This window comes from Bifidobacterium sp. ESL0775, from assembly GCF_029395475.1.
Lineage (GTDB): Bacteria > Actinomycetota > Actinomycetes > Actinomycetales > Bifidobacteriaceae > Bifidobacterium.
The window spans coordinates 721,737-740,808 of record NZ_CP113917.1 but is presented as its reverse complement, the minus strand read 5'-3'; the positions used below and the strand labels follow the sequence as shown (position 1 = coordinate 740,808).

Annotated in this window: 14 protein-coding genes, 1 tRNA gene and 1 pseudogene; 4 read left to right on the top strand and 12 right to left on the bottom strand. The window is 58.1% G+C overall.

From position 1 onward, the window contains the following. Positions 1 to 61: 61 nt before the first annotated feature. From OZX73_RS02500 to OZX73_RS02490, 3 genes are all read right to left on the bottom strand, one after another. Positions 62 to 1,888 (bottom strand): alpha/beta hydrolase, encoded by a 1,827-nt coding sequence (locus OZX73_RS02500; protein ID WP_277150367.1) that lies wholly within the window; start codon positions 1,886 to 1,888, stop codon positions 62 to 64. 42 nt (positions 1,889 to 1,930) lie between these two features. Next, positions 1,931 to 3,274 (bottom strand): DivIVA domain-containing protein, encoded by a 1,344-nt coding sequence (locus tag OZX73_RS02495; protein ID WP_277150365.1) that lies wholly within the window; start codon positions 3,272 to 3,274, stop codon positions 1,931 to 1,933. 184 nt (positions 3,275 to 3,458) lie between these two features. Further along, entirely contained in the window at positions 3,459 to 4,610 is a 1,152-nt protein-coding gene (locus OZX73_RS02490) for an FHA domain-containing protein (RefSeq protein ID WP_277150363.1), read from the bottom strand. A gap of 92 nt (positions 4,611 to 4,702) precedes the next feature. Between OZX73_RS02490 and OZX73_RS02485 the strand changes: the two genes are divergently transcribed. Next, on the top strand, positions 4,703 to 4,957 hold the full coding sequence (locus OZX73_RS02485; protein WP_277150361.1) for a hypothetical protein: 255 nt from the start codon (positions 4,703 to 4,705) through the stop codon (positions 4,955 to 4,957). A gap of 159 nt (positions 4,958 to 5,116) precedes the next feature. Here OZX73_RS02485 and OZX73_RS02480 read toward each other — a convergent pair whose 3' ends face one another. The 7 genes from OZX73_RS02480 to OZX73_RS02450 form a co-directional block, all read right to left on the bottom strand. After that, on the bottom strand, positions 5,117 to 5,539 hold the full coding sequence (locus OZX73_RS02480) for a hypothetical protein (RefSeq protein WP_277150359.1): 423 nt from the start codon (positions 5,537 to 5,539) through the stop codon (positions 5,117 to 5,119). Positions 5,540 to 5,591: 52 nt separating this feature from the next. Continuing rightward, entirely contained in the window at positions 5,592 to 6,065 is a 474-nt protein-coding gene (locus OZX73_RS02475; RefSeq protein ID WP_277150357.1) for a hypothetical protein, read from the bottom strand. Positions 6,066 to 6,077: 12 nt separating this feature from the next. Then, positions 6,078 to 7,541, bottom strand: a complete 1,464-nt coding sequence (locus OZX73_RS02470) for a T7SS effector LXG polymorphic toxin (protein ID WP_277150355.1) — start codon at positions 7,539 to 7,541, stop codon at positions 6,078 to 6,080. A gap of 32 nt (positions 7,542 to 7,573) precedes the next feature. Next, positions 7,574 to 7,849 (bottom strand): hypothetical protein, encoded by a 276-nt coding sequence (locus OZX73_RS02465; protein ID WP_277150353.1) that lies wholly within the window; start codon positions 7,847 to 7,849, stop codon positions 7,574 to 7,576. Further along, positions 7,839 to 8,180 carry a DUF4176 domain-containing protein gene (locus tag OZX73_RS02460; RefSeq protein ID WP_277150351.1) on the bottom strand — a complete coding sequence of 114 codons (342 nt, stop codon included), beginning with the start codon at positions 8,178 to 8,180 and terminating at the stop codon, positions 7,839 to 7,841. The genes OZX73_RS02465 and OZX73_RS02460 overlap by 11 nt, the downstream gene beginning before the upstream one ends. After that, entirely contained in the window at positions 8,177 to 12,826 is a 4,650-nt protein-coding gene (essC, locus tag OZX73_RS02455) for a type VII secretion protein EssC (protein ID WP_277150349.1), read from the bottom strand. Before essC ends, OZX73_RS02460 begins: the two co-directional genes overlap by 4 nt. Positions 12,827 to 12,927: 101 nt before the next feature. Then, the gene (locus OZX73_RS02450) at positions 12,928 to 13,221 is read right to left on the bottom strand and encodes a WXG100 family type VII secretion target (RefSeq protein ID WP_277150347.1); all 294 of its coding nucleotides are present in this window, start codon (positions 13,219 to 13,221) and stop codon (positions 12,928 to 12,930) included. Positions 13,222 to 13,416: 195 nt separating this feature from the next. Between OZX73_RS02450 and OZX73_RS02445 the strand changes: the two genes are divergently transcribed. Both OZX73_RS02445 and glyA read left to right on the top strand, forming a co-directional pair. Then, positions 13,417 to 13,490: transfer RNA gene (locus OZX73_RS02445), tRNA-Val, on the top strand. Between the two features lie 320 nt (positions 13,491 to 13,810). Continuing rightward, the gene (gene glyA / locus OZX73_RS02440; RefSeq protein ID WP_277150345.1) at positions 13,811 to 15,130 is read left to right on the top strand and encodes a serine hydroxymethyltransferase; all 1,320 of its coding nucleotides are present in this window, start codon (positions 13,811 to 13,813) and stop codon (positions 15,128 to 15,130) included. A gap of 249 nt (positions 15,131 to 15,379) precedes the next feature. Here glyA and OZX73_RS02435 read toward each other — a convergent pair whose 3' ends face one another. Continuing rightward, entirely contained in the window at positions 15,380 to 15,805 is a 426-nt protein-coding gene (locus tag OZX73_RS02435; protein ID WP_277150891.1) for a DUF3052 domain-containing protein, read from the bottom strand. 105 nt (positions 15,806 to 15,910) lie between these two features. Continuing rightward, positions 15,911 to 16,690, bottom strand: a pseudogene (locus OZX73_RS02430) (S16 family serine protease); the annotation flags it as partial. Between the two features lie 693 nt (positions 16,691 to 17,383). Here OZX73_RS02430 and OZX73_RS02425 point away from each other — a divergent pair. Continuing rightward, positions 17,384 to 19,054 (top strand): zinc-dependent metalloprotease, encoded by a 1,671-nt coding sequence (locus OZX73_RS02425; protein ID WP_277150343.1) that lies wholly within the window; start codon positions 17,384 to 17,386, stop codon positions 19,052 to 19,054. The last annotated feature ends 18 nt before the right edge of the window (positions 19,055 to 19,072 follow it).

The following is a 19,072-nucleotide window of genomic DNA, read 5'->3' as shown; positions in this document are numbered from 1 at the left end:
CGTATATTCCCAGCCTATACGCCGCGCGGCCCACACTTACAGAAGGCATTTTCTACATCGTCTAGAAGATGAACAGGCCCCAGAAGGCGAAGAAGAGCAGGACGCTGAACATCGCGGCGGCGACCAGCCAGAAGAAGACGCGGCCGAAACGCTTGGAGGCGAAGACCGGTTCGCGGCCGCTGACCACGTCGCGGATGGCGCCTTTGCGCGGCGGGATCTGCGCCAGGCCGCGGTTCTGGGCGACTTCGATGCAACGCGCCAAGATGCGGGCCCACGCCCATACCACCAGGATAGAGACCACTTGTATTACAGGCCAGCTCCAATACATCATGCCGGGATCCTCCGTGGGAGCGCCGCCCCAGCCGAGCTTGACCACGGCCATGATGACCTGGCCCAGGCCCGCGGCGAAGAGCACGAACGTGGCCAGCGTCGTCAGGGTAACGGCCACAAGCTCGCCGCCGAAGCCCCGCATGAAGCCGAACACCTTGTTCGGGTTGCGACGAACCAGGCGGAACGCTTTGATACCGCAACCGACCAACGCCATGAGCAAGGCCACGGCGAGCAGCACTACCATGCCCACGTTGACGATGCCGCCGTAGATGGTGAGGTTGCGGTCGGCCTTGAGTTCCAGTGGCACGGCGATGGACTGGCAGATGGTGGTGCCGGCGACCAGCTCGCTGGTCTGCTTGAGGCCAGCCACAGTGCCCGTCGCCCACGAGATGACGTCGCCCACGTACTCGTCGGCGAACGGCGTGCCGGTGTCGGCCTCGTCGCCGAGACGCAGGACGTGGTTGGCCACGGAATAGCTGCGCACTGTCACGTCCTGGTTGCCTGCGCGGTGGGCGGAATAGAGGATGTGCTCCAGTCCTTCGACCTGCGCGGTCAGGACGTCCTTGGAGCCGTAGACCACCATGGTCGGCACGGCGTAGGCCTCGGGCAGGTCCATCGGGAAATCGAGATTATGAAGCCCCATCATCTCGGTGTCAGCGTGGAAGAGCCGGCGGACGATGGACTGGTAACCATTGTGCGCGCCGACCAGCGAGAAATCCTGCCCGACGAAGAACCCCAGGGACTGCCGGGGTCCGTAAACCATCGGGCTCAGGAGCAGCTGGAAGGCGATGCGCTTGTCGTATTTGATGACGTAGGGCGAAATCCACGTGCTTTCGGAGGTCGCGTAAAGGCCGACCTTGTCCGGATTGACGTTTTGTTGCGTACGCAGGTAGCGTACGACCTGGTCGTAGGCCTTCGCACTTCCCGGATAATCGCGGGTGAGGTCGTTGGTCGACCAGACCGGCTTGTCGAGCACGGCGGTGACGAACCCAGCGGACGAAAGGTCCTGCGCGACGTCGCCGAAACTGTTCTCGGCGGTGCCGTAGCCCGCGCCGTGCATGAACACCACGCCCGGGTGCTTTGTCGCTGCGCCCGCGGGGTCCTGCGGCTGGCGGATGAGAACGTCGATACGCTGAATCTCCCCTGTGGACGGACGTTTGATATTCAGCTTAATCGTGCGCGAGACGACCTTGAAACTGCCTTTTTGCGCCAACGGCACGCCTTGTGGGTTGTCGAACGTCACGGCGGTGTCGGGCGAGAGCGTGGCCACGCTCTGGCCAGTCGGCTCGCGCTTCCACGGCACGCTGGTCAGGTTCGAGACGGTGACCAAAATGCCCAACAGGACAATGAAAATAGGAATGGTCACCAACAGGCGGCGACCCAGGCTCCACGTCGTTTTCGATTGGGCGGCGGGACCGGAATTGTCGGCATTGGCATGAATATTTGTATTACTTTTAGTCCCGCCCTCGCCGATTTTGTCGTCAACAGACGAAACCCGCTCGTTGGGAGCGGGAATATCGTTGCGCTTATTAGACAGTGGACGTGACACAGTGCTCATGATAGCCAAAGGCTGCGCCGGGCAAGCCTCTGGCCGGTGAAATCACTCGCCGGTCTTCTCGTCATCGGAGCTCGAGGTTCCGAAATCAGGGAAGGAGAGGCTGGGAATGTCCATGTCGTTGCTGTTGTCGCCGTCATTGCCATCGTTCGAGGCGAACGGCACCTGATCGGCCGTGGATGCGTCTTTGGCCGATGAGGGCGATGCGGCCGACGAAGCAGGCGCGGACGGAGCACCCGGAGCGGGCGTCACCGGCGCCTGCGGGGCGAACGAAATCGTTTCGGCCTTGTTCGGCGCGGCTTGCGAGGCGTGCGCCAGGCTAGCCAAGGCGGCCAACGACGAATCGCCGTCAGCGCCCGTGTTTGCCGCGGCATCAGAGGCGGGGCTCTGCGGGGTCGCCGCCGCATTGCTGGCGGCCACGGCGCTGTCGGGCAGATCCGGAATCACCGGCGCGGCGGTGTTCTCGGCGGATACGTTGAAGTCGAAGGAGACCGGAGCCGAGGTGTCAAAATCCTGCTGTACGGTCTGCGGGAACGTGCCGAAAGGCGACGGGGCCGGCTCGGATTTGCCGGGTTGCGATGCGGTTTTCTGCGAATCGGCGAACAAGGCCGTGGCGCTCTCGTCGATCAGCGGGCTCACACCGGCGGCGCCAGCGTTTTCAGAAGCGACAGGAACCTGCGCGGGCAACGGGGAGACCGGCACGCTCGCGGGCTGGGCCGACGAAGCCGCTTCGGCGCTCAAAGTCTCAGGGTAATCGCCGACGCGCGCATAGGATTCGATGCGGCTCAGGAGCTGGACGCAGGCGTCGAGATAGTAATCGACCTGGCGCTCGTCGTAGCCGCGGTTGCCCTTGCGCTGAGTGAAGATGACGTTGGCGACGCTGCTGGAGTTGAGGTCGGCGAGGTTGCGCGCCTCGCTTTTGCTCATCGGCTTGACGCCCAGATCGTCGGACGTGCGGGTGACGATCTGGTCGATGAGGCGGTCGACCTGCTTCATGTCGTAGGCGGGACGCTTTTTCTCCGCGCGGATAAAACGTTCTTTGGGAGCGCGCCTCGCGTGGTCGCTGACCATTTTGTAGATCTGCTGGGTCCGGGCCTGCCACGCCACGCGGCCGTTGCCCGCGATCTGGCGCGCGGTGTTCTTGTCGACCACCGCATGCTCGAGGCGCGCCAAAGCGGCATCCACCTCGGCGATGACATAACCGCCCTTGGCGAACGTGAACGCGGCGCTCTGGATGTCCTGCTGCGTCAGCGATCCATCGTTCTTGTCGTACATCTCGTGCGCACGGTCGAGGAACTCGTCGACCTGCTCGACGTCGTAACCCCATTTGCGCTTTCCCGCATACTCGATCCCGGTCGAGCTCTGATTATTCGCGGATTTTCCAGCCATCAGTTGTGCCTCCTGAGGTGATAATGCAATGTGGCTAGTATACGTGGGCGTTCCGACGCTGGAAAGCCAAATCACAGAACCCTCGCAAACGTTCTACACGCCTGATATGGGGCTTCGACAAGCCATAAAACAACCCGATATCGCGCTGTTCACATGCAAAAGACCCACAAGACGTCAACGTCCACTACCGCTCAATATGGAAAAATTCATCGGACAGGGAGAAATCCTCACGCAAGGAGATCTCGGTTTTCTGTCCATTGCGAAGTATGATTCCGCGTACCTTGGTGCCGTTGGTAGAGCCAAGATCCCGGATCTCAAAGCGGTCAGAGCCCAGATCCGTGACCATGGCGTGCTGGCGGCTGATGTCTTTGGCTCCACGGACCCGCGCCCCGCAATGTGGCGAGCGCCCAATGACCACGCTGCCAACCGCCGCGCACAGACGCGAACCGTCCCTGTTACGCACGATGCTGAAAGTGGGAACCCGCTGCATGCCACCGGCCGCTCCCGTGTCCCCCAGCAGATAGGTGTTATCCATACCAGCAACATGGGTGGAAGTGGTGGCGGGGCCTCGCAAAGCCGGCGTTTGCAGGGGACGTGCCGGACTGGAACCGCCCCAGCCATTGTTCGGGGTGACGATACCGAGACGACCGGCCTGAAGCGGGTTGACGATCTCGTCGGAGGGCAATGCCACAAACGGGTCGAATGCCGCGCCCTTCTCATCATCCGGCTCGCCTGGCTTTGCAGAGGCCTCCTCGACGGTATCGCCGGAATCAGTCTCAAAACTCTTCGCCAGCCACTGGTCGTATTCGAACGACGAAAAAATCCGGTGCCGACGCACGAAGTCCAGCGTCACTTCGGTCATCGCCGAATCATCCGGATTGACGAAATGCACATTGGATCCATCCGAAAGGAACCTCAACAGCTGAAGGACCTGCGCGCCCTCAGGCTCGGTCTTTTCAACAGGCAGGCAGCAAAACACGAGGTCCGTTCCGCGCACGTACACGTCTTTTTCTTCGAATTGCACCATGTCCATGGGCAGATTCGTCGAAGCGCACAACTGCCCCAGCTCCCCTATCGAGCTCAAAAGCGAAACATACTGGTTCCGCGAAATCCTCATACCCAGATATTCCACGATTGTCGGCAGACCGGTGATGTCATAACGCAGGATGTCCTTGCTTTTCTTCGATTCGTAGGAAAATGGCAACAGGACAGGAGACGGGCTGTCAGCCAGCCATTGCGCACGCGGATAGTCCAACCGCTGGCCACGCTTCGTATGCACCACCAGGATCTGCGCACCGGTACGACGGCTCTTCTTCCTGCGTCCCTTCATCTCCATTGCTTCCAATCTCTCGGATTGAACTCCTACCTCTGAATCGTACACCGTGACGGCTAGAATTACATGGGAAACAGGTACCGGAAAGGCCCGATATGAATCGCAAGACAATGCTCCACGTCGCCCTGCCGGCCACACGCCGCACATACGACATCGCGGTTCCCGAAGACATGAGCATTCATGACGCGTCCTACCTCAGTGCCCAGATCCTCGCCGAGCGTGAACCGGACCGCTACGCCGCCCAAGGCGACATCACCTTCATGGACTCGCGCACGGGAGCGCTCATCAACCCCAACGCGACCGTGCGCCAGGCAGGCCTCGCCGACGGCAGCCAGGTCACGCTCGTCTAAAATCATTTCCCAGTCAGAGAATCACATTACGTTATTGCCACAAGACTTACGCGATATCGCAGGTTCCAAAAACGGAAACGCACAAATAAACCAGCCAGAATCCGAGTACCGCGGAGAACCTACAAACAACCTTATTTAATTGTTTTTCTCTGTGACTTGCTATTGGTGCATCATCTTCTGCAAATCAGTGGAAATGTCATTCAAGATATCCTGAAAATCGCCAATGATGCCGTTGTTGTTATTCATCTGGTTGTCAAGATCCCTGATCTTGTCCAATAGTTGATAATATACATAATCGACACATGCGCGGAATCCCCCTGCAGCACTATAAGCGTCGGACTTTCTGTGCTCGAACGTCTCACGCCTGTCGCCATGCCATTGAGGACCCAGATCATAATTTCCAATGCTACGTTCCAACGTTTTCGAACGTTGGAAGACGCCATCGACCCGATCCAACGCGGTCTTCAACAATTGACGCTTCGTCGCGATGTCTTGGTTGGCCGACTGCAGCGCCCCGATACGGTTGCTGTAGTCCTCATACCGCTGCCGCGCAACTTTTTCCTGATATGGATCAACACTCATAACCATCCGCCTCTCTCAACAACTCGTTACCACTGTCCACGACCGAAAGAACCTATCGTTTCAGCTTCACCGCAAGAACCGTATATCGCAGTTCCATCGCGATGAACACCGGCACCAGCAACGCCGGAATAAACACGCCGGCATGAGCCTGCCCGCGAGCCACCACATAAGCCACCACCATGGTAATAACCGCAATCACAGTAACCACCAAACAGGTCACACGCACGATCTTTTGCCATAGCTTCGTTCTTACAGCGGCAAAAACAAAAGCCACAAACCCCAGGCACAAGCCCATTATCACCGCCACCAGAAGGCAGAACATGGCAGCTGTCGAAACCGGTACTTCATCTTGTGAAAACATTCCCAAACCGAACAAAAAGCCAACCGCCAAAATCAAAGCGGCGATACCATACCCGATGGTGCATCCCCACGCATGATAAGGCTTCGCACCTTCGACTTGCTTCGAAGATTGACCGGTCTCTTCAAACCCACCATCACCACGACCATATTCCGACTTAACCTTCATCACAACCTCCAATCACCAAATAGAGCCTTCGAGTAGTTGACGCCCATCTTTTATGAATTTACGCACCTGATATGCCTGATCGTCTTCGTTTGTACCGAATAATGGCCTTTCAGCTCTGTCATCGGCATGCTGCCCCGACAATGGATGCGCTTCATGGTGGAAACTCGGCTCAGAAGCCTTAAAGACTTTCTTCACCCCATCTTTGCCCTTATCTATTCCAAGACCAACCGCGCTCTTGAATGTATCGGTTTTGTATTTTCCGGCCCCGGTATCACCAAATGCTGCATTGCCTGCAGATTCCAGAATGTTATCTTGGACCACACCAACAGCCTGCCCAGCGAAGAGTTTGCCGAAAGCGAGGGCCTTGCCTGCCTTGGTGGTGCTGGTCGCGGCGATGCTCGCCGCATTCCCCGCCGGCACCACAGCCGAATCAAGGAAATGAACAGCAATCGACGTGGCGTCATAGGCATTCTGGTTACCACCAAACATCTCGTCGCGCAAAGGATTCCATGCTTGGGCGTCCAAATTGCCTTCAGTGGCCAGCCGATGTTTTTCTTCGCCTTCGACCATTTCAGAAACATCGAAAGCCCCGGCAAGCGTCAAACCAGCCGCAGCCACCAACGGTGCTCCTGCTCCACACGTCGCGACACAAACCGCGACCGAACCTGCAAGCGCAGCAACACCAGCGATGAATTGCCATTCGCCTTCCTCCTCTTGGGCCTTCTGACGCATCTCGAAACGCTTCTGGTCGCGCTGGGCGACATCATCGTCCGCCGCTTCCACGTACTTTCTTCCATTCTGCACCAATTGCCTTGCAGGCTCCAAGGCCTTTTGCAAGGAATCGCATTCTTTGGTGGAGCTAAAAGAACCGGAGAGATAACCTACGCCGCCTGAAGGGTGTGGGCCGTATTTGCCAATCGTCGAAGAGATCGCATTAATCAGATCAGACAAGGTCTTGGCTTTCTGCTGATATGCCGTTTCATGGTTGTTAACCTTGTCGAGTGTATCCTGTGACCAGCTCGAAGTAAGGGATATCTTGTCACTCAAATTTTCAATAGAAGGAAGCGGTATCCCGGCAAAATCCTGTATCGGAGTCAAGGCATTGACCAGATCAACGGAAAGCTGCCTCAATTCGCCCTGATGATTGGCAATCGCATCACGCGAATCCGTCAACGTCTGACTGGTGAAATGGAAATCGACCGCGGTATCGATATCGGACTCGTACTTTTGCTGGTACATTGCGCCCAACGTATTCGCCTCTTTAACCAAGGTCGACAAAGAACCAATCAGCCCTCCATGGACCTCCGCGAAATACGCCTTTATCTGACTTGCCGCGACTCCGGTGAAACCTACAGAGTCGTTCAAATTGTCTATTGCATCATATACAGAGGCAAGAGCATTGTTTGCATTGTCGCAATACGTTCTTATCGACTCATATAGCGCATCGACATCCTGGGCCTGCACGTTGAAAGCCATGGCATCCTCCACTATCTATAAAATCAGTACCTTCAGTCGCCGTCAAAAGCAATAGCCGCGGTTTCATCGGACTGACGCAACGTTTCCGCAGCATTGCGTAAAGCCTGAGTATCAGCCACCAGCAATTTCTGGTAACTGGTGAAAACTTTTCCTATCGCCGTCATCTGCGCTTTGAACTCATTGAGTCCCGCAGCGGAACTCGACCCAGTGTTCAAATCAGCTTTGACCGGTATTTCACCAGCTGCATCACGGAATAAAGTCTCCATCTCATTCAAGGCGGCATCGCTCATTTTGATTTCAGGCATCATCCGCCTCCTTGGATTCATCGCCATCACGTGGAGACGTTGGATTGCCGCGTGGCAAATCGACCTGTTCCAGCACAGTATTGATCTTCTTGACATAAGCCACATCGGCATCGTCGCTGAAGCCGCGAGTGAATACTTCAATGATGCCTTCAGCGTTGAAATACGCCATGCGGTCAGCAATCAAACCTTCCGGCCACAAACAGCCACCATAATCGAAATATCGTGGTCCATCCGGGAACTTGACCGCTTCGCCTCGGGCGATAATCATCATTCGACCATTAAAACCTTCCACCGAGCAAATCGTACCCAGAGGAAGAAAATCAACCGCTTTCATGAATCATCCCTTTCATTTTTTGCATTATCATCTGATTGAACAAGCAAATTCACTTTCCGAAGGCCGCCGTCAAGCACGATATAACCCCACGGGGCCTTGATCTTCGGATCGATAGGTTCACCAACGCCGTAAACATGCTGCACCCGGCTTTGTCCATCAAGCCCAGTGCCTATCCAAATGCCATTGGAAGCCGAAGAATGCGCCGTAAACCAGCTTTCCGAACCATAAGAGGCATCATTGGTCGTATCGAATAGCACCATGGCTAAGGACCGGCCATCCAAGCCGTGTAGGAAATCTTCAACCTTTTGCGACTCATCAGGCATCGCACGAACAAGCAGCCCCGAAATGCCGGATACAAACGCCACGGTCCTGCCATTGAACGAGTCAGTGCCGTCGGCAAGGCCACACAGGTAGTCCAAAGCTTCTTTATCCTGCTGGGTTTCGTAGTCGCAGCAACCCGGAAGCGTATCAAAACGCTTTGCCACATCCAAGAGCGCCAATCTGGTATTTGGCTTTCCGGCGAAGAACCGCAATACCGCTTTGACAAAAGCCACTATATCCGCATTGCGATTCGACACAATCCTCTCGATGGGCCGTTCTTTGAAATTGAATCCGGCCAAGCTCAAATCACTTTGATATACACCGAACGGGAACTCCACTCCGCCACTATCCCGGCCTGCCAGGTAACTTGCCTCGATATGATTTGGCATGGTCGGAACGCCGGAAGCCTTGCTCTTGACATCGGCGCCAATCTGGCGGCAACGGCGCTCGACGTAACCGAATTCATCATCCTCGTGGCCGAGCACCTGAGCGCCCTGGAACATATAGGTCTCGTCATCGACGCGCACAACACCTTGGGCGAAGCCGGTCGGCACCGCCACGCCACGCATCGACCCCAAGGCGTCCAGGTATTCGTCCGGATTGTCGAGAGTGAAGACCAAGCGATTCTTGAAGTTCGAACGTAGCCGGCCGCGCACCTCATTGGGGGATCCCGCCACAAGTATCAGAGACAGGCCGACCCGGTTCCCGTCACGCGACAGACGGATCAGGCGGTCGAGAAGCTTCTGCTCGTACATCTCGGTGAACGTCGCCAGACCATTGATCACAAAAACAACCGCAGGCATATCGGAGTGCCCACGCGTGTAGCGCTCGAACGAACCACCGAACGAGGCGAGCTTCCGCCGCCTGCTGGCCACCAGCGAATCCAGCAAATCGAAAAGACGGAACACCTTCTCATCATTGCCGCCGACGACCACATCACCGACCTGCGGGGCAGACCGCAAGGCACCCAAGGTCTCAGAACCAAAATCCAAAGCATAGATATTGCACTGGCTCGCCGAATGCGTCGATACCAGATCAAAGAGCATGGCCAAAAGTACGGATTCCACTCCGGAATCCGATCCACCGAGCAATAGCAGGTTGCCGCCCGCCGTCAATGGCTGCGTGAGCACCCTTTGGTCTTGACGCGCCGGGTCGTCCAACATGCCGACAATCGGATCGAGCAGGAACTGGTTGCTGGCGCTGCCACTGCCGGGCATCGGCACGGCACTGACCTCAGCGGAGGCCGGTTTCTCATCGGTCTGATAACGCATCCGCTCGATGTCCTCCACCTTGATGAGGCCCGGCAGAGGGTCAAGCCACAATTGGCGGGCACGCAGGCCTTCGGCTTTCGCCACCTCGCAGATATGGCCAAGCACAGCCACCAGCTCCGGTGTCTTTGTGGCGTTGGCGGACCCGGAAATGGCCGGACGGGCCGACGAGATCTGATGCCCGACGTCGTTCAACAGCACCACCGCATCATCCACCGGTTCCTCGTACTGCTCGACAGGCCGGTAGGGGGCTCCGCTATACGCCGCCTGTCCCAAAGCGAACAGCTCGTTATAGCCGACCAACAGATAGAAACGACCGGCCTGGGTCAGAGCAGCGGCATCCGGACGTCCAATCATTTCCTTCGAATCCGCCACGTCCGACACCTTGAGGCTCACCTTAAAGCGCGAGTTGCTCCAGATCTGGTCATTAACCACACCTGAAGGCTTCTGCGTGGCCAATATCAGATGCACACCGAGCGAACGTCCGATACGTGCCGCACTCACCAGCTCGTCGAGGAATTCAGGTTCCTGCTGCTTCAGCTCAGCGAACTCATCCGCCACGATGAACAGATGCGGGCACGGCTCGTTGACCTTCCCCTCGCGGTACATGCGCAGGTAATCGTAGATGTCCACGTTATCGCCGTCGGCGATCTCACGGGCCTTGTTGAACAATTCCTGACGCCGCTTCAATTCGCTCTGGATCGACACCATCCCGCGCGTCACCGCGGCCTTGTCAAGATTCGTGATCGTCCCGGCCAAATGGGGCAGACGGTACCGGTTGTTTTCGAAGGCGCCCGCCAGACCGCCGCCTTTATAGTCGATCAGCACGAACGCGACCTGATCCGGAGAATACTCGACACACATCGATAGGATCCATGTGATGATGAACTCCGATTTGCCCGATCCGGTCGTTCCGGCGATAAGCCCATGAGGCCCATGGAACTTCTCGTGCAGGTTCAGGTAGAACGGCTCTCCCTGCTCGTCCACGCCGACCCTGGCGGCCAGCGTCTCGGAGCCCCTCGCCCGACGCCAACGCGAACGGATGTTCAACTGCTCGACGTTGCCTGCCTTGTACATGCTCATAAAGCCCAGCGAATCAGGCAGCGCCTCATGCGACTGACGCAAAGCCAGGTGGATCCTCGCCAACGCATGCGAGAACCGGATACACGTCGCATCGTCAACGACGGCATCAGGCGCAAAGGAAGTCCCTTCGCCGAGCTCATCCGCCAGTTGCCAAATCACGCCTTTCTCATCGGAAAGCTCAACGATCGCGGAGCATTGCCTTGGCAGATTCTTACGCTCGGCCGTCTGGCACAACACAGTGAATCCCGGAACCGGATCGCTCATAAGGTCACCGAGAAACGTGCTTTTGCCCATCAAAACGCGGGAGGTACACACCACAACGTAATACGGCAGGGGTGTCGTCCCATTGCCTTTCGCCTCATCGCGACGCTGCCTTGCCTCTTTGCCCAGATCGACTGACAGCTCCTCGAGATCCTCCTCGCTCGTCGCGAAATAACGCATACCCCGGTCGTTCGAGAAAATATGAGGCAGCGCCTCGACCCAAGCCCAGGATTCCCGCTCAACCTCATCACAGACCAAAACGAGTTTCACATCCTCATAGGAGTGCAATGCCGCGATTTGAACGATGAGATCGGACAGAAGACCTTTGGCCTTCTTATCCGCACCGCACAGTCCCACAACCGGATTGTCTGCGAGGCTTACCGATATGGGCACATCGACGATATCCCTCGGCTCATCGGAGAGACGATGCACCACTTCAGCCAGCTCATCCTTCTCAATCGAGAAATGCCTGTCCGGATAACGGATCTCGGCCGCAAGCGGAAGCGTTCCGATTCCAAGACGCAGCTCAAGGAAATCATCATGCGCACTGGTGCGGTCCATCACCCTGGAATCGTGGGACAACACCCTTTTCACACAATCGGACGCCGATATGCGGTTCTCGCACAGGATTTCCTTCTGCCGGGAAGTCTCATTGACAAGGCGCACCCGCACATGGTCGAGATATTCGGCGTATCTCAGACTTCGCACCTTCTCGTCGCCGGCGATTTTCCGGTTTTCCAAGCGCCTACTCAAAATGGGCCAAATCACGCTGCCCACCAGCATCGTCACCGCCATCACCAGCATCGGAATCGCATTGAGCATCGATCCGGAGGAACGCTGCATCTGCGTGACCATGACGGCGCCGGAGACCAAAGCCCCCAACACCATCACCATTGACGGGCCTATCTTCATCGCCACGGATGTCTCGTCGGGACGCTGCGGGGCCGGAGGGGCATCGACCGAAAGCTTGAATGGGACGATACCGCGCTTGAAACGAGGCGCTGGGTAGAAATATTCGTCCTCAACTTGCAGGCCGCTCTCGTCGGCGGTCTGCTGCATCGCTGTTTTGGCCGGCTCCCAATAGCGGGCAAGCGCCCCATTCGAACGGAGAGTGAGGTTCAACGGGCTGTTATAACTTAAGAACCGGTGGCCGACCGTGATGATCAAACCAAGAATCTCGACGACATCGCCGGCATTCAACACGGTGGGAGTACGAGGGGGCATCTTCTTGCCATTGACATAGGTGCCATTCATCGAATCGAAGTCCGTGAGGGTGAAGCAGCCGCCCGCGAACGCGATACCGGCATGCTTGCTCGAAACGTAAGGCGAATCGTAGCGGAACGTGTTCGACGCCGACCTGCCGATCGTCACCTCAACGTCCGCGGAGAAACCCATGATTCTGAATACTTTGGCGCCCTCATCCGCTTGTCGCACGATGATGGAGATGGTTGAGCCCTTCTCGCGCATCGTAAACGCCGACGAACCAGTGACACTCAAAACCGCCTGTTTCACCACACGGCCTTGGCCGTCACGCATCGTCCTGCCAGGAGCCGGATTCATTACCCAATTGCCTGCGTGGGCCTCGACCTTCGCGACGACCTCACGGGATGCATTGGCGTTCGAGGATGGCACAGTGACCCACAACACGCCTGATGGACGATCAGACAATGTCATCGTCTGAATCTCATCGCCTTCAAGCACCGTCAACAACATGGGCGTCTCTTTCAAAAAGTGCGCTATTGCACAATAAATGGCTTTGCGGATTGACCTTCCAATCCGCAAAGCACCTACTCTTGTCTTATCAGCCCGTGATCTCAGCCGCGGAAACCGCTGGCGATGGACTGATCCGTTTCCTCAAGCGTCTGAGCGGTGTGGTCAAGCGCTTGGGCGATCTCATCGATGAGATCTTTCGCCTGTACGAAACTTGGACGCAACTGCTGGTAGCGATCCCTATAGGACTCACTCGCAGAACCCTTCCACTCGGATTCCAGCGTTGTCACCAAATTGTCCATGCTGGAAATCACGTTCGCAACATTTGAAGACTCGGTCCTGTATTGGCTGGCCCGCTGCCGCATCGTATCGGGCGTAATAAGAATTTCTCCTGCCATTTGTTCTCCTCTTGATCACTCCTCCGGGCTTTCCGAAGGAAACAGCGGATAAATCATCAGTGAAATCGTACCGCAATGTTGGCATTTTAACACAACCCACCACTTTATCGTCTAACCTAAAATGCTCTATCAAACTTGGAAACGTCCCGACTGTGACATCCGCTGGGCAAGCGTCGCGCTAAGCTGGTCAAGTTCGGGCGATTAGCTCAGCTGGCTAGAGCGCCACCTTTACACGGTGGATGTCGGGGGTTCGAGCCCCTCATCGCCCACAGTTCCCGGATTTTTCCGATATGGTGCGTTCGCCGAACATTCACCTGATGTATGCCACTATCCAATGGCCTTTATCGACACCGAATGAAAACGACGGATTCTGATAACGCATTATCAATTCTTATGATAGTTTCCCGTCCATAAACACCGTTTGGTGGGCACGTTCCGCGATTTTTCTGGCATAATGGCGTGTGTATGGCGACCGACCAAAACGTCGGCGCCGTATGGTCCATATTCATACCCTTGAAAAAGACGGGACGAACGCGGGCCTCATCCGCCACCACACTGGCGGTTCAACGAGATATAAAAGGAGTCTGAAATGGCTGAACCATTCAAAGCCGACACATCCAACCCTGCAGTGGTGCAGAGTTCGTCGGACGTGTTCAACGCGCCCATCGCTCAAGCGGACCCCGAAATCTCGTCGCTGATCAACGATGAGCTCAAGCGCCAGCAGAACGGCCTTGAGATGATCGCCTCCGAAAACTTCGTGCCCCGCGCCGTGCTCGACGCGCAGGGCTCCGTGCTGACCAACAAATATGCGGAAGGCTACCCCGGACGCCGCTACTACGGCGGCTGCGAGTTCGTCGACGGCATCGAGACCATCGCGCGCAACCGCGCCAAGGAACTCTTCGGCGCCGAGTTCGCCAATGTGCAGCCCCATTCGGGCGCACAGGCCAACGCTGCGGTCTATCAAGCGCTGATCAAGCCGGGCGACACCGTCCTCGGGCTCGCGCTCGACCATGGCGGGCACCTGACCCACGGCACCAAGATGAACTTCTCGGGCAAGTTCTACCACGCCGAGTCTTATGGCGTGAACCCCGACACCTTCCTTATCGACCCTGAGATCATCCGCCAACGTGCGCTTGAGGTCCACCCGCAGCTCATCATCGGCGGCTGGAGCGCCTACCCGCGCATCGAGGACTTTGCGGCGATGAAAGAAATCGCCGATGAGGTCGGCGCGAAGTTCTGGGTCGACATGGCCCACTTCGCCGGCATGGTCGCCGCCAAGCTGCATCCGAGCCCGGTCCCCTACGCCGACGTGGTCTCCTCGACCGCGCACAAGACGCTGGGCGGGCCGCGTTCCGGCTTCATCCTGGCCAAGAAGGAGTACGGCAAGAAGATTAATTCCGCCGTCTTCCCCGGCCAGCAGGGCGGGCCGCTGATGCACATCATCGCCGCGAAGGCCGTGGCCTTCAAGGTCGCCGGAACCGAGGACTTCAAGCACCGCATGGAGCGCACGCTCGAGGGCGCGAAGATCCTCGCCGACCGCCTCAACGCCGACGACGTCAAAGCCCAGGGCATCACCGTCCTGACCGGCGGCACCGACGTGCATCTGGTCATGGTCGATCTGCGCAACAGCGAAATGGACGGTCTGACCGGCGAGAACCTGCTGGCGCAGTGCGGCATCACCGTCAATCGCAACACCGTGCCGTTCGACCCGCGCCCGGCCTCCGTGGCCTCCGGCCTGCGCATCGGCACCTCGGCTCTGGCCACCCGCGGTTTCGCAGCCCCACAGTACGAGGAGGTCGCCGACATCATCGGCACCGCACTGGCCCAAGGCAAAGACGCGGATGTGGAGGCGTTGCACGCCCGCGTCACCAAGCTGACCGAGGACTTCCCGCTCTATCCGGGCCTGTAAGCCACTACTTATCAAGCAATCGAAAGCTCCCACCGGTTCATGCCGACGGGAGCTTTTGCGTTGATTGTCATCTCAGATATGTGTATAGAATCCAATCAAAACGTAATACATATATGTGGCACAGATAATCCACAAATGTTCGCCACAAACCGAACGCGAAAGTCTCCACCAACGATATGCGGTGGAGACTTTTGAAAGTTTTAACGTCTATTCCAAGGAAGTAAGACTACTCCCAATGAACGAGCTGCGTTAACGACCCTTGCCAAACGCACGCAAACGGATGCCGTTCCAGTCATCCGAAACAGTCAACGGCATAGCCGCGTTCATGCCAGCGGTCTTCGCGGCGGATTGCACCGTGTTGGAAGCCGCGGCACCCGGGCGCCCAGGCTTCGGTGTCAGGATCCAAAGTGGCCCATCCTCGCCGATGACGCTGTAAGCGTCCACGATGGTATCGGCCAAAGCGTCTTCGTCGTCGCCGTCACGCCACCAGATGATGACGCCATCCACCGCCGAATCATAATCCTCATCGACCAGGTCCTGGCCGGTCAGATCCATGATCTTCTCTCGGATGGATTCACTCACATCGTCATCCCACAGCCATTCCTGCACGATGTCGCCTGCGTGAAAACCGAACTCTTCAGCGTTTTTTGATGCCGTTTCATTCACCCTTCCAATATAGCAAACCGTAGGGAATTGCGCACACGGCCATACACGGCGCCATCCACATTGCGGTCACCTATAGGCAAAACCAACATGAGTGCATAGGACAAAATGGAACGATCAATTCGCCGTGCAATGCGGCAGATCAGCGTCATCGCCTTGGCCGATGGCGACAAGCGCCTTGTAGGCCTCGTCGAGCGTGGACACCTTCACGTCGCGCAGGCCGGCAGGCACATGCCCCACGACCTCGGCGCAATTGTCGGAAGGCGCGAGGAAGTAGGTGGCCCCGTCGCGCTTGGCCCCGAGCATTTTCAGCTGGACGCCGCCGATCCTGCCGACGACGCCGCGCTTGTCGATCGTGCCGGTGCCGGCGATTACCTTGCCGCCGGTCTCGTCGGCCGGCGTGAGCTTGTCGATGATGCCCAGCGCGTACATCATGCCAGCCGAGGGACCGCCGATGTTATCGACGTGCATGTCGACCTTGGCCGTGGAGGCCCCGGCGATCTTGTGCTTCTTCGCATAGGCGAGCGCCGCGGCGGTGGCGGAGTCTTGGGAGGTGCTCATCTGCTTGGTGGCGGTCTTGTGGTATTGCTCAGGCGTCTGGCCGACGGGGAACACGGCCTCGCTGGGCATGACCTGCTGATGTGGGTTGATCCATGCGATCAAAGTATGGATGCCCAGAGACGGGAAGGCGCCCGGCACACCCTGCGCGTTGACCGTCAGCATCAGGAGCTTGCCCTTGCTTGCATGCGTGGTGGCATCGCTGATCGCGATGACCGGCTTGCCATCGACCTTGCCGAGCACGTCCTGGGTGGGGCCCGCCGACTCGATCACGTAGGGGCTGGGAAGCACCATCACCAACAAGCACAGGGCTGCGCAGATCAGGCCCGCGAAATATTTCAGCGAGTGGCGTGAGGAATGACGGCGGCCGCCTCGCCTGGAGCCATGGGAGGCGTGGGAACGATGGGAGCCATGGCTTCCAGCGTTCGCGGAGCTGGAATCGGCGTGGTCATCGTCGGTGGCGGAACCGGCGCCAGTATCAGCAGCAAAATCGCCATCGGCATCAGCATCGTCATCAATAACAGAATCCGCGTCAGTTGCGGCGTTAAAATCCGCGGCGCCGTCTTCGACGCCAACGGAATCGGCGTTGACGGTTTCGTCAGTGGCGACACCATCATCAATTGTATTACCATTTGAAGCTTCGCCGGCAGCGTCCTTGCCCAAATCGGCGCCTATCTGCGCCTCGTCGTGCTCTCCGGTCTCCTGAGAAGTGACATTCCAATCCTCCTGGGCCTCAGCTGTGGCGCCAAAGTCCTCCTGGGACTGGGATGACGAAGACGCCGTGTGACGGCCATGCCGGGATGCCGACGCGCGATGGTTGCCTGTTGCGCTGTGTTTGCTACGTGCCATAATCCCCAAGTATGACGCTTTGCCGCGACGCAAATGCCCGCAAAAAGCAAAAACTCACGGTGTTATCAAGAATTATCATTCGGTAGCGTAGAAACCGCCATAAGACCATGGAAGACCATAATATGGAACCATCAAACCGGCGGGCACTGTGCTTCGACGACTCTACGTAAAGGACGAAACGGTATGGACGAAAACGCGATTCACCAATGGCTGATCGATTGCTTCGGTCAGATTCAGGGCGACATGGCCTTCCAGCAGCTGAGCGCCCTGCCTGACGCCGTCAAGGACCAGCTCATGGGCCAGGATCCGTCCAAGCTGCCCAAGCCCTCCGAGGTGAAGGCGCTGATGAACGCGTTCGCCTCCAGCGGGCTCAACACGATGGGCGACATGCAGCAGAGCGCCGACCAGGGGCCGGTCAACGTGAAGCTGGCGACCTCCCTGGCACTGGCCATCGCCAACGACGAGGGCAGCGAACAGACCGTCACCGCCTCCGAAGGCGAGGCCGTACGGCGGGCGATGAGCGAGGCGAACCTTTGGCTCGACACCGCCTGCGACATCGACCCGGCCCCCGGCGAGCCACAGGTCTTCACCCGCGCCGATTGGGTCAACGCGACCGTCGATTCCTGGGCGAAATTCGCCAGCCCGGTAGAGGAATCCATGGGCAACGCGCTTTCCAGCGTGATTTCCGAACGTTTCGGCGACGCCTTCGACGGCGGCGAGATCGCCGGCATCTTCGCCGGCCCGGTCCCCGTGCCGATTCCCGACAACATGAAGGACCCGGCCAACCTCATCAAGATTTTGGGCAACACGGCGTTCTCGACGCAACTCGGGCACGCGGCGGGCCAGCTTTCGCACGAGGTGCGCGGCAGCTTCGACCAAGGCATCGCGTTGCAGAAGAACCCTGCCGGCGCGCTGATCGCGCAGAACTCCATCGAATACGCCAAGACGCTGGAGATCGACCAGTCCGAAGTGCTGGCGTTCCTGGCGCTTGAGGAAGAGGCGCACGCCCGCCTCTTCGCGCACGTGCCGTGGCTTATGCCGCGTTTCGAGGCGCTGATCGGCAAATACGCGCGTGGCATCAACATCGATCTGGACGCCATGGAGGAGCAGCTGCGCGAGGCCACCTCGATGGATCCCGACTCAATCTCCGGCGCCGTCGACTTGACCAAGGTCGGCATAGCGGACACCCCGGAGCAGAAGGAAGCACTTGAAAGCCTCGAGACGTTGTTGGCGCTGGTCGAGGGCTGGGTCGACGCGGTGACGTGGAAGGCCGGCATGGCCCATATCCCGCATATCGAGCAACTGCGTGAGATGGTGCGCCGCGAGCGTGCCGTCGGCGGACCCGCGGAACGCACCTTCGAAAGCCTGCTGGGCATGGAATTGCGCCCCAAGTGCATGCGCGAGGCGGCCGACATCTGGGAGAAGATCGGCGCCGAACAGGGCGACAAGGCCCGCGACGAGATGTGGTCACACCCCGATCTGCTGCCGAAGCTGCCTGATGCCGATGGTGACAAGGCTAAGGTCACCAGTGCGGAGACCAACGTCTCAGATAGTAATACAAATCCTGATGCCAACATCACGGCCCCGACCACCGATGGCAGCGACACCACAGGTTCCAAGCCCAGCATCGACTGGGACGCCGAGCTCGAGAAACTGCTCGATGCCCAAGGCGATGAAGGCGACGCCGATGATGCTAACCATACCGGCACTGCCAATAATGACGCTGCCGATAACAGCGGAGACAATGGGAACAGCTCTCCAAAGCCGGACAATCAGAAGAAGCCCGACGGCGATCATCCATCGGATGAGACCGGCGACGGCAAGCCAAACGACGGGGATGCTCCCCAAGCCTGAACGCCGAACGTCAGACGT

Bases quoted from the DNA above. Each gene is read 5' to 3' on its own strand.
- OZX73_RS02500 (WP_277150367.1), bottom strand. From the start codon at position 1,888: ATGAGCACTGTGTCACGTCCACTGTCTAATAAGCGCAACGATATTCCC.
- OZX73_RS02495 (WP_277150365.1), bottom strand. From the start codon at position 3,274: ATGGCTGGAAAATCCGCGAATAATCAGAGCTCGACCGGGATCGAGTAT.
- OZX73_RS02490 (WP_277150363.1), bottom strand. From the start codon at position 4,610: ATGGAGATGAAGGGACGCAGGAAGAAGAGCCGTCGTACCGGTGCGCAG.
- OZX73_RS02485 (WP_277150361.1), top strand. From the start codon at position 4,703: ATGAATCGCAAGACAATGCTCCACGTCGCCCTGCCGGCCACACGCCGC.
- OZX73_RS02480 (WP_277150359.1), bottom strand. From the start codon at position 5,539: ATGAGTGTTGATCCATATCAGGAAAAAGTTGCGCGGCAGCGGTATGAG.
- OZX73_RS02475 (WP_277150357.1), bottom strand. From the start codon at position 6,065: ATGAAGGTTAAGTCGGAATATGGTCGTGGTGATGGTGGGTTTGAAGAG.
- OZX73_RS02470 (WP_277150355.1), bottom strand. From the start codon at position 7,541: ATGGCTTTCAACGTGCAGGCCCAGGATGTCGATGCGCTATATGAGTCG.
- OZX73_RS02465 (WP_277150353.1), bottom strand. From the start codon at position 7,849: ATGATGCCTGAAATCAAAATGAGCGATGCCGCCTTGAATGAGATGGAG.
- OZX73_RS02460 (WP_277150351.1), bottom strand. From the start codon at position 8,180: ATGAAAGCGGTTGATTTTCTTCCTCTGGGTACGATTTGCTCGGTGGAA.
- essC (WP_277150349.1), bottom strand. From the start codon at position 12,826: ATGTTGTTGACGGTGCTTGAAGGCGATGAGATTCAGACGATGACATTG.
- OZX73_RS02450 (WP_277150347.1), bottom strand. From the start codon at position 13,221: ATGGCAGGAGAAATTCTTATTACGCCCGATACGATGCGGCAGCGGGCC.
- glyA (WP_277150345.1), top strand. From the start codon at position 13,811: ATGGCTGAACCATTCAAAGCCGACACATCCAACCCTGCAGTGGTGCAG.
- OZX73_RS02425 (WP_277150343.1), top strand. From the start codon at position 17,384: ATGGACGAAAACGCGATTCACCAATGGCTGATCGATTGCTTCGGTCAG.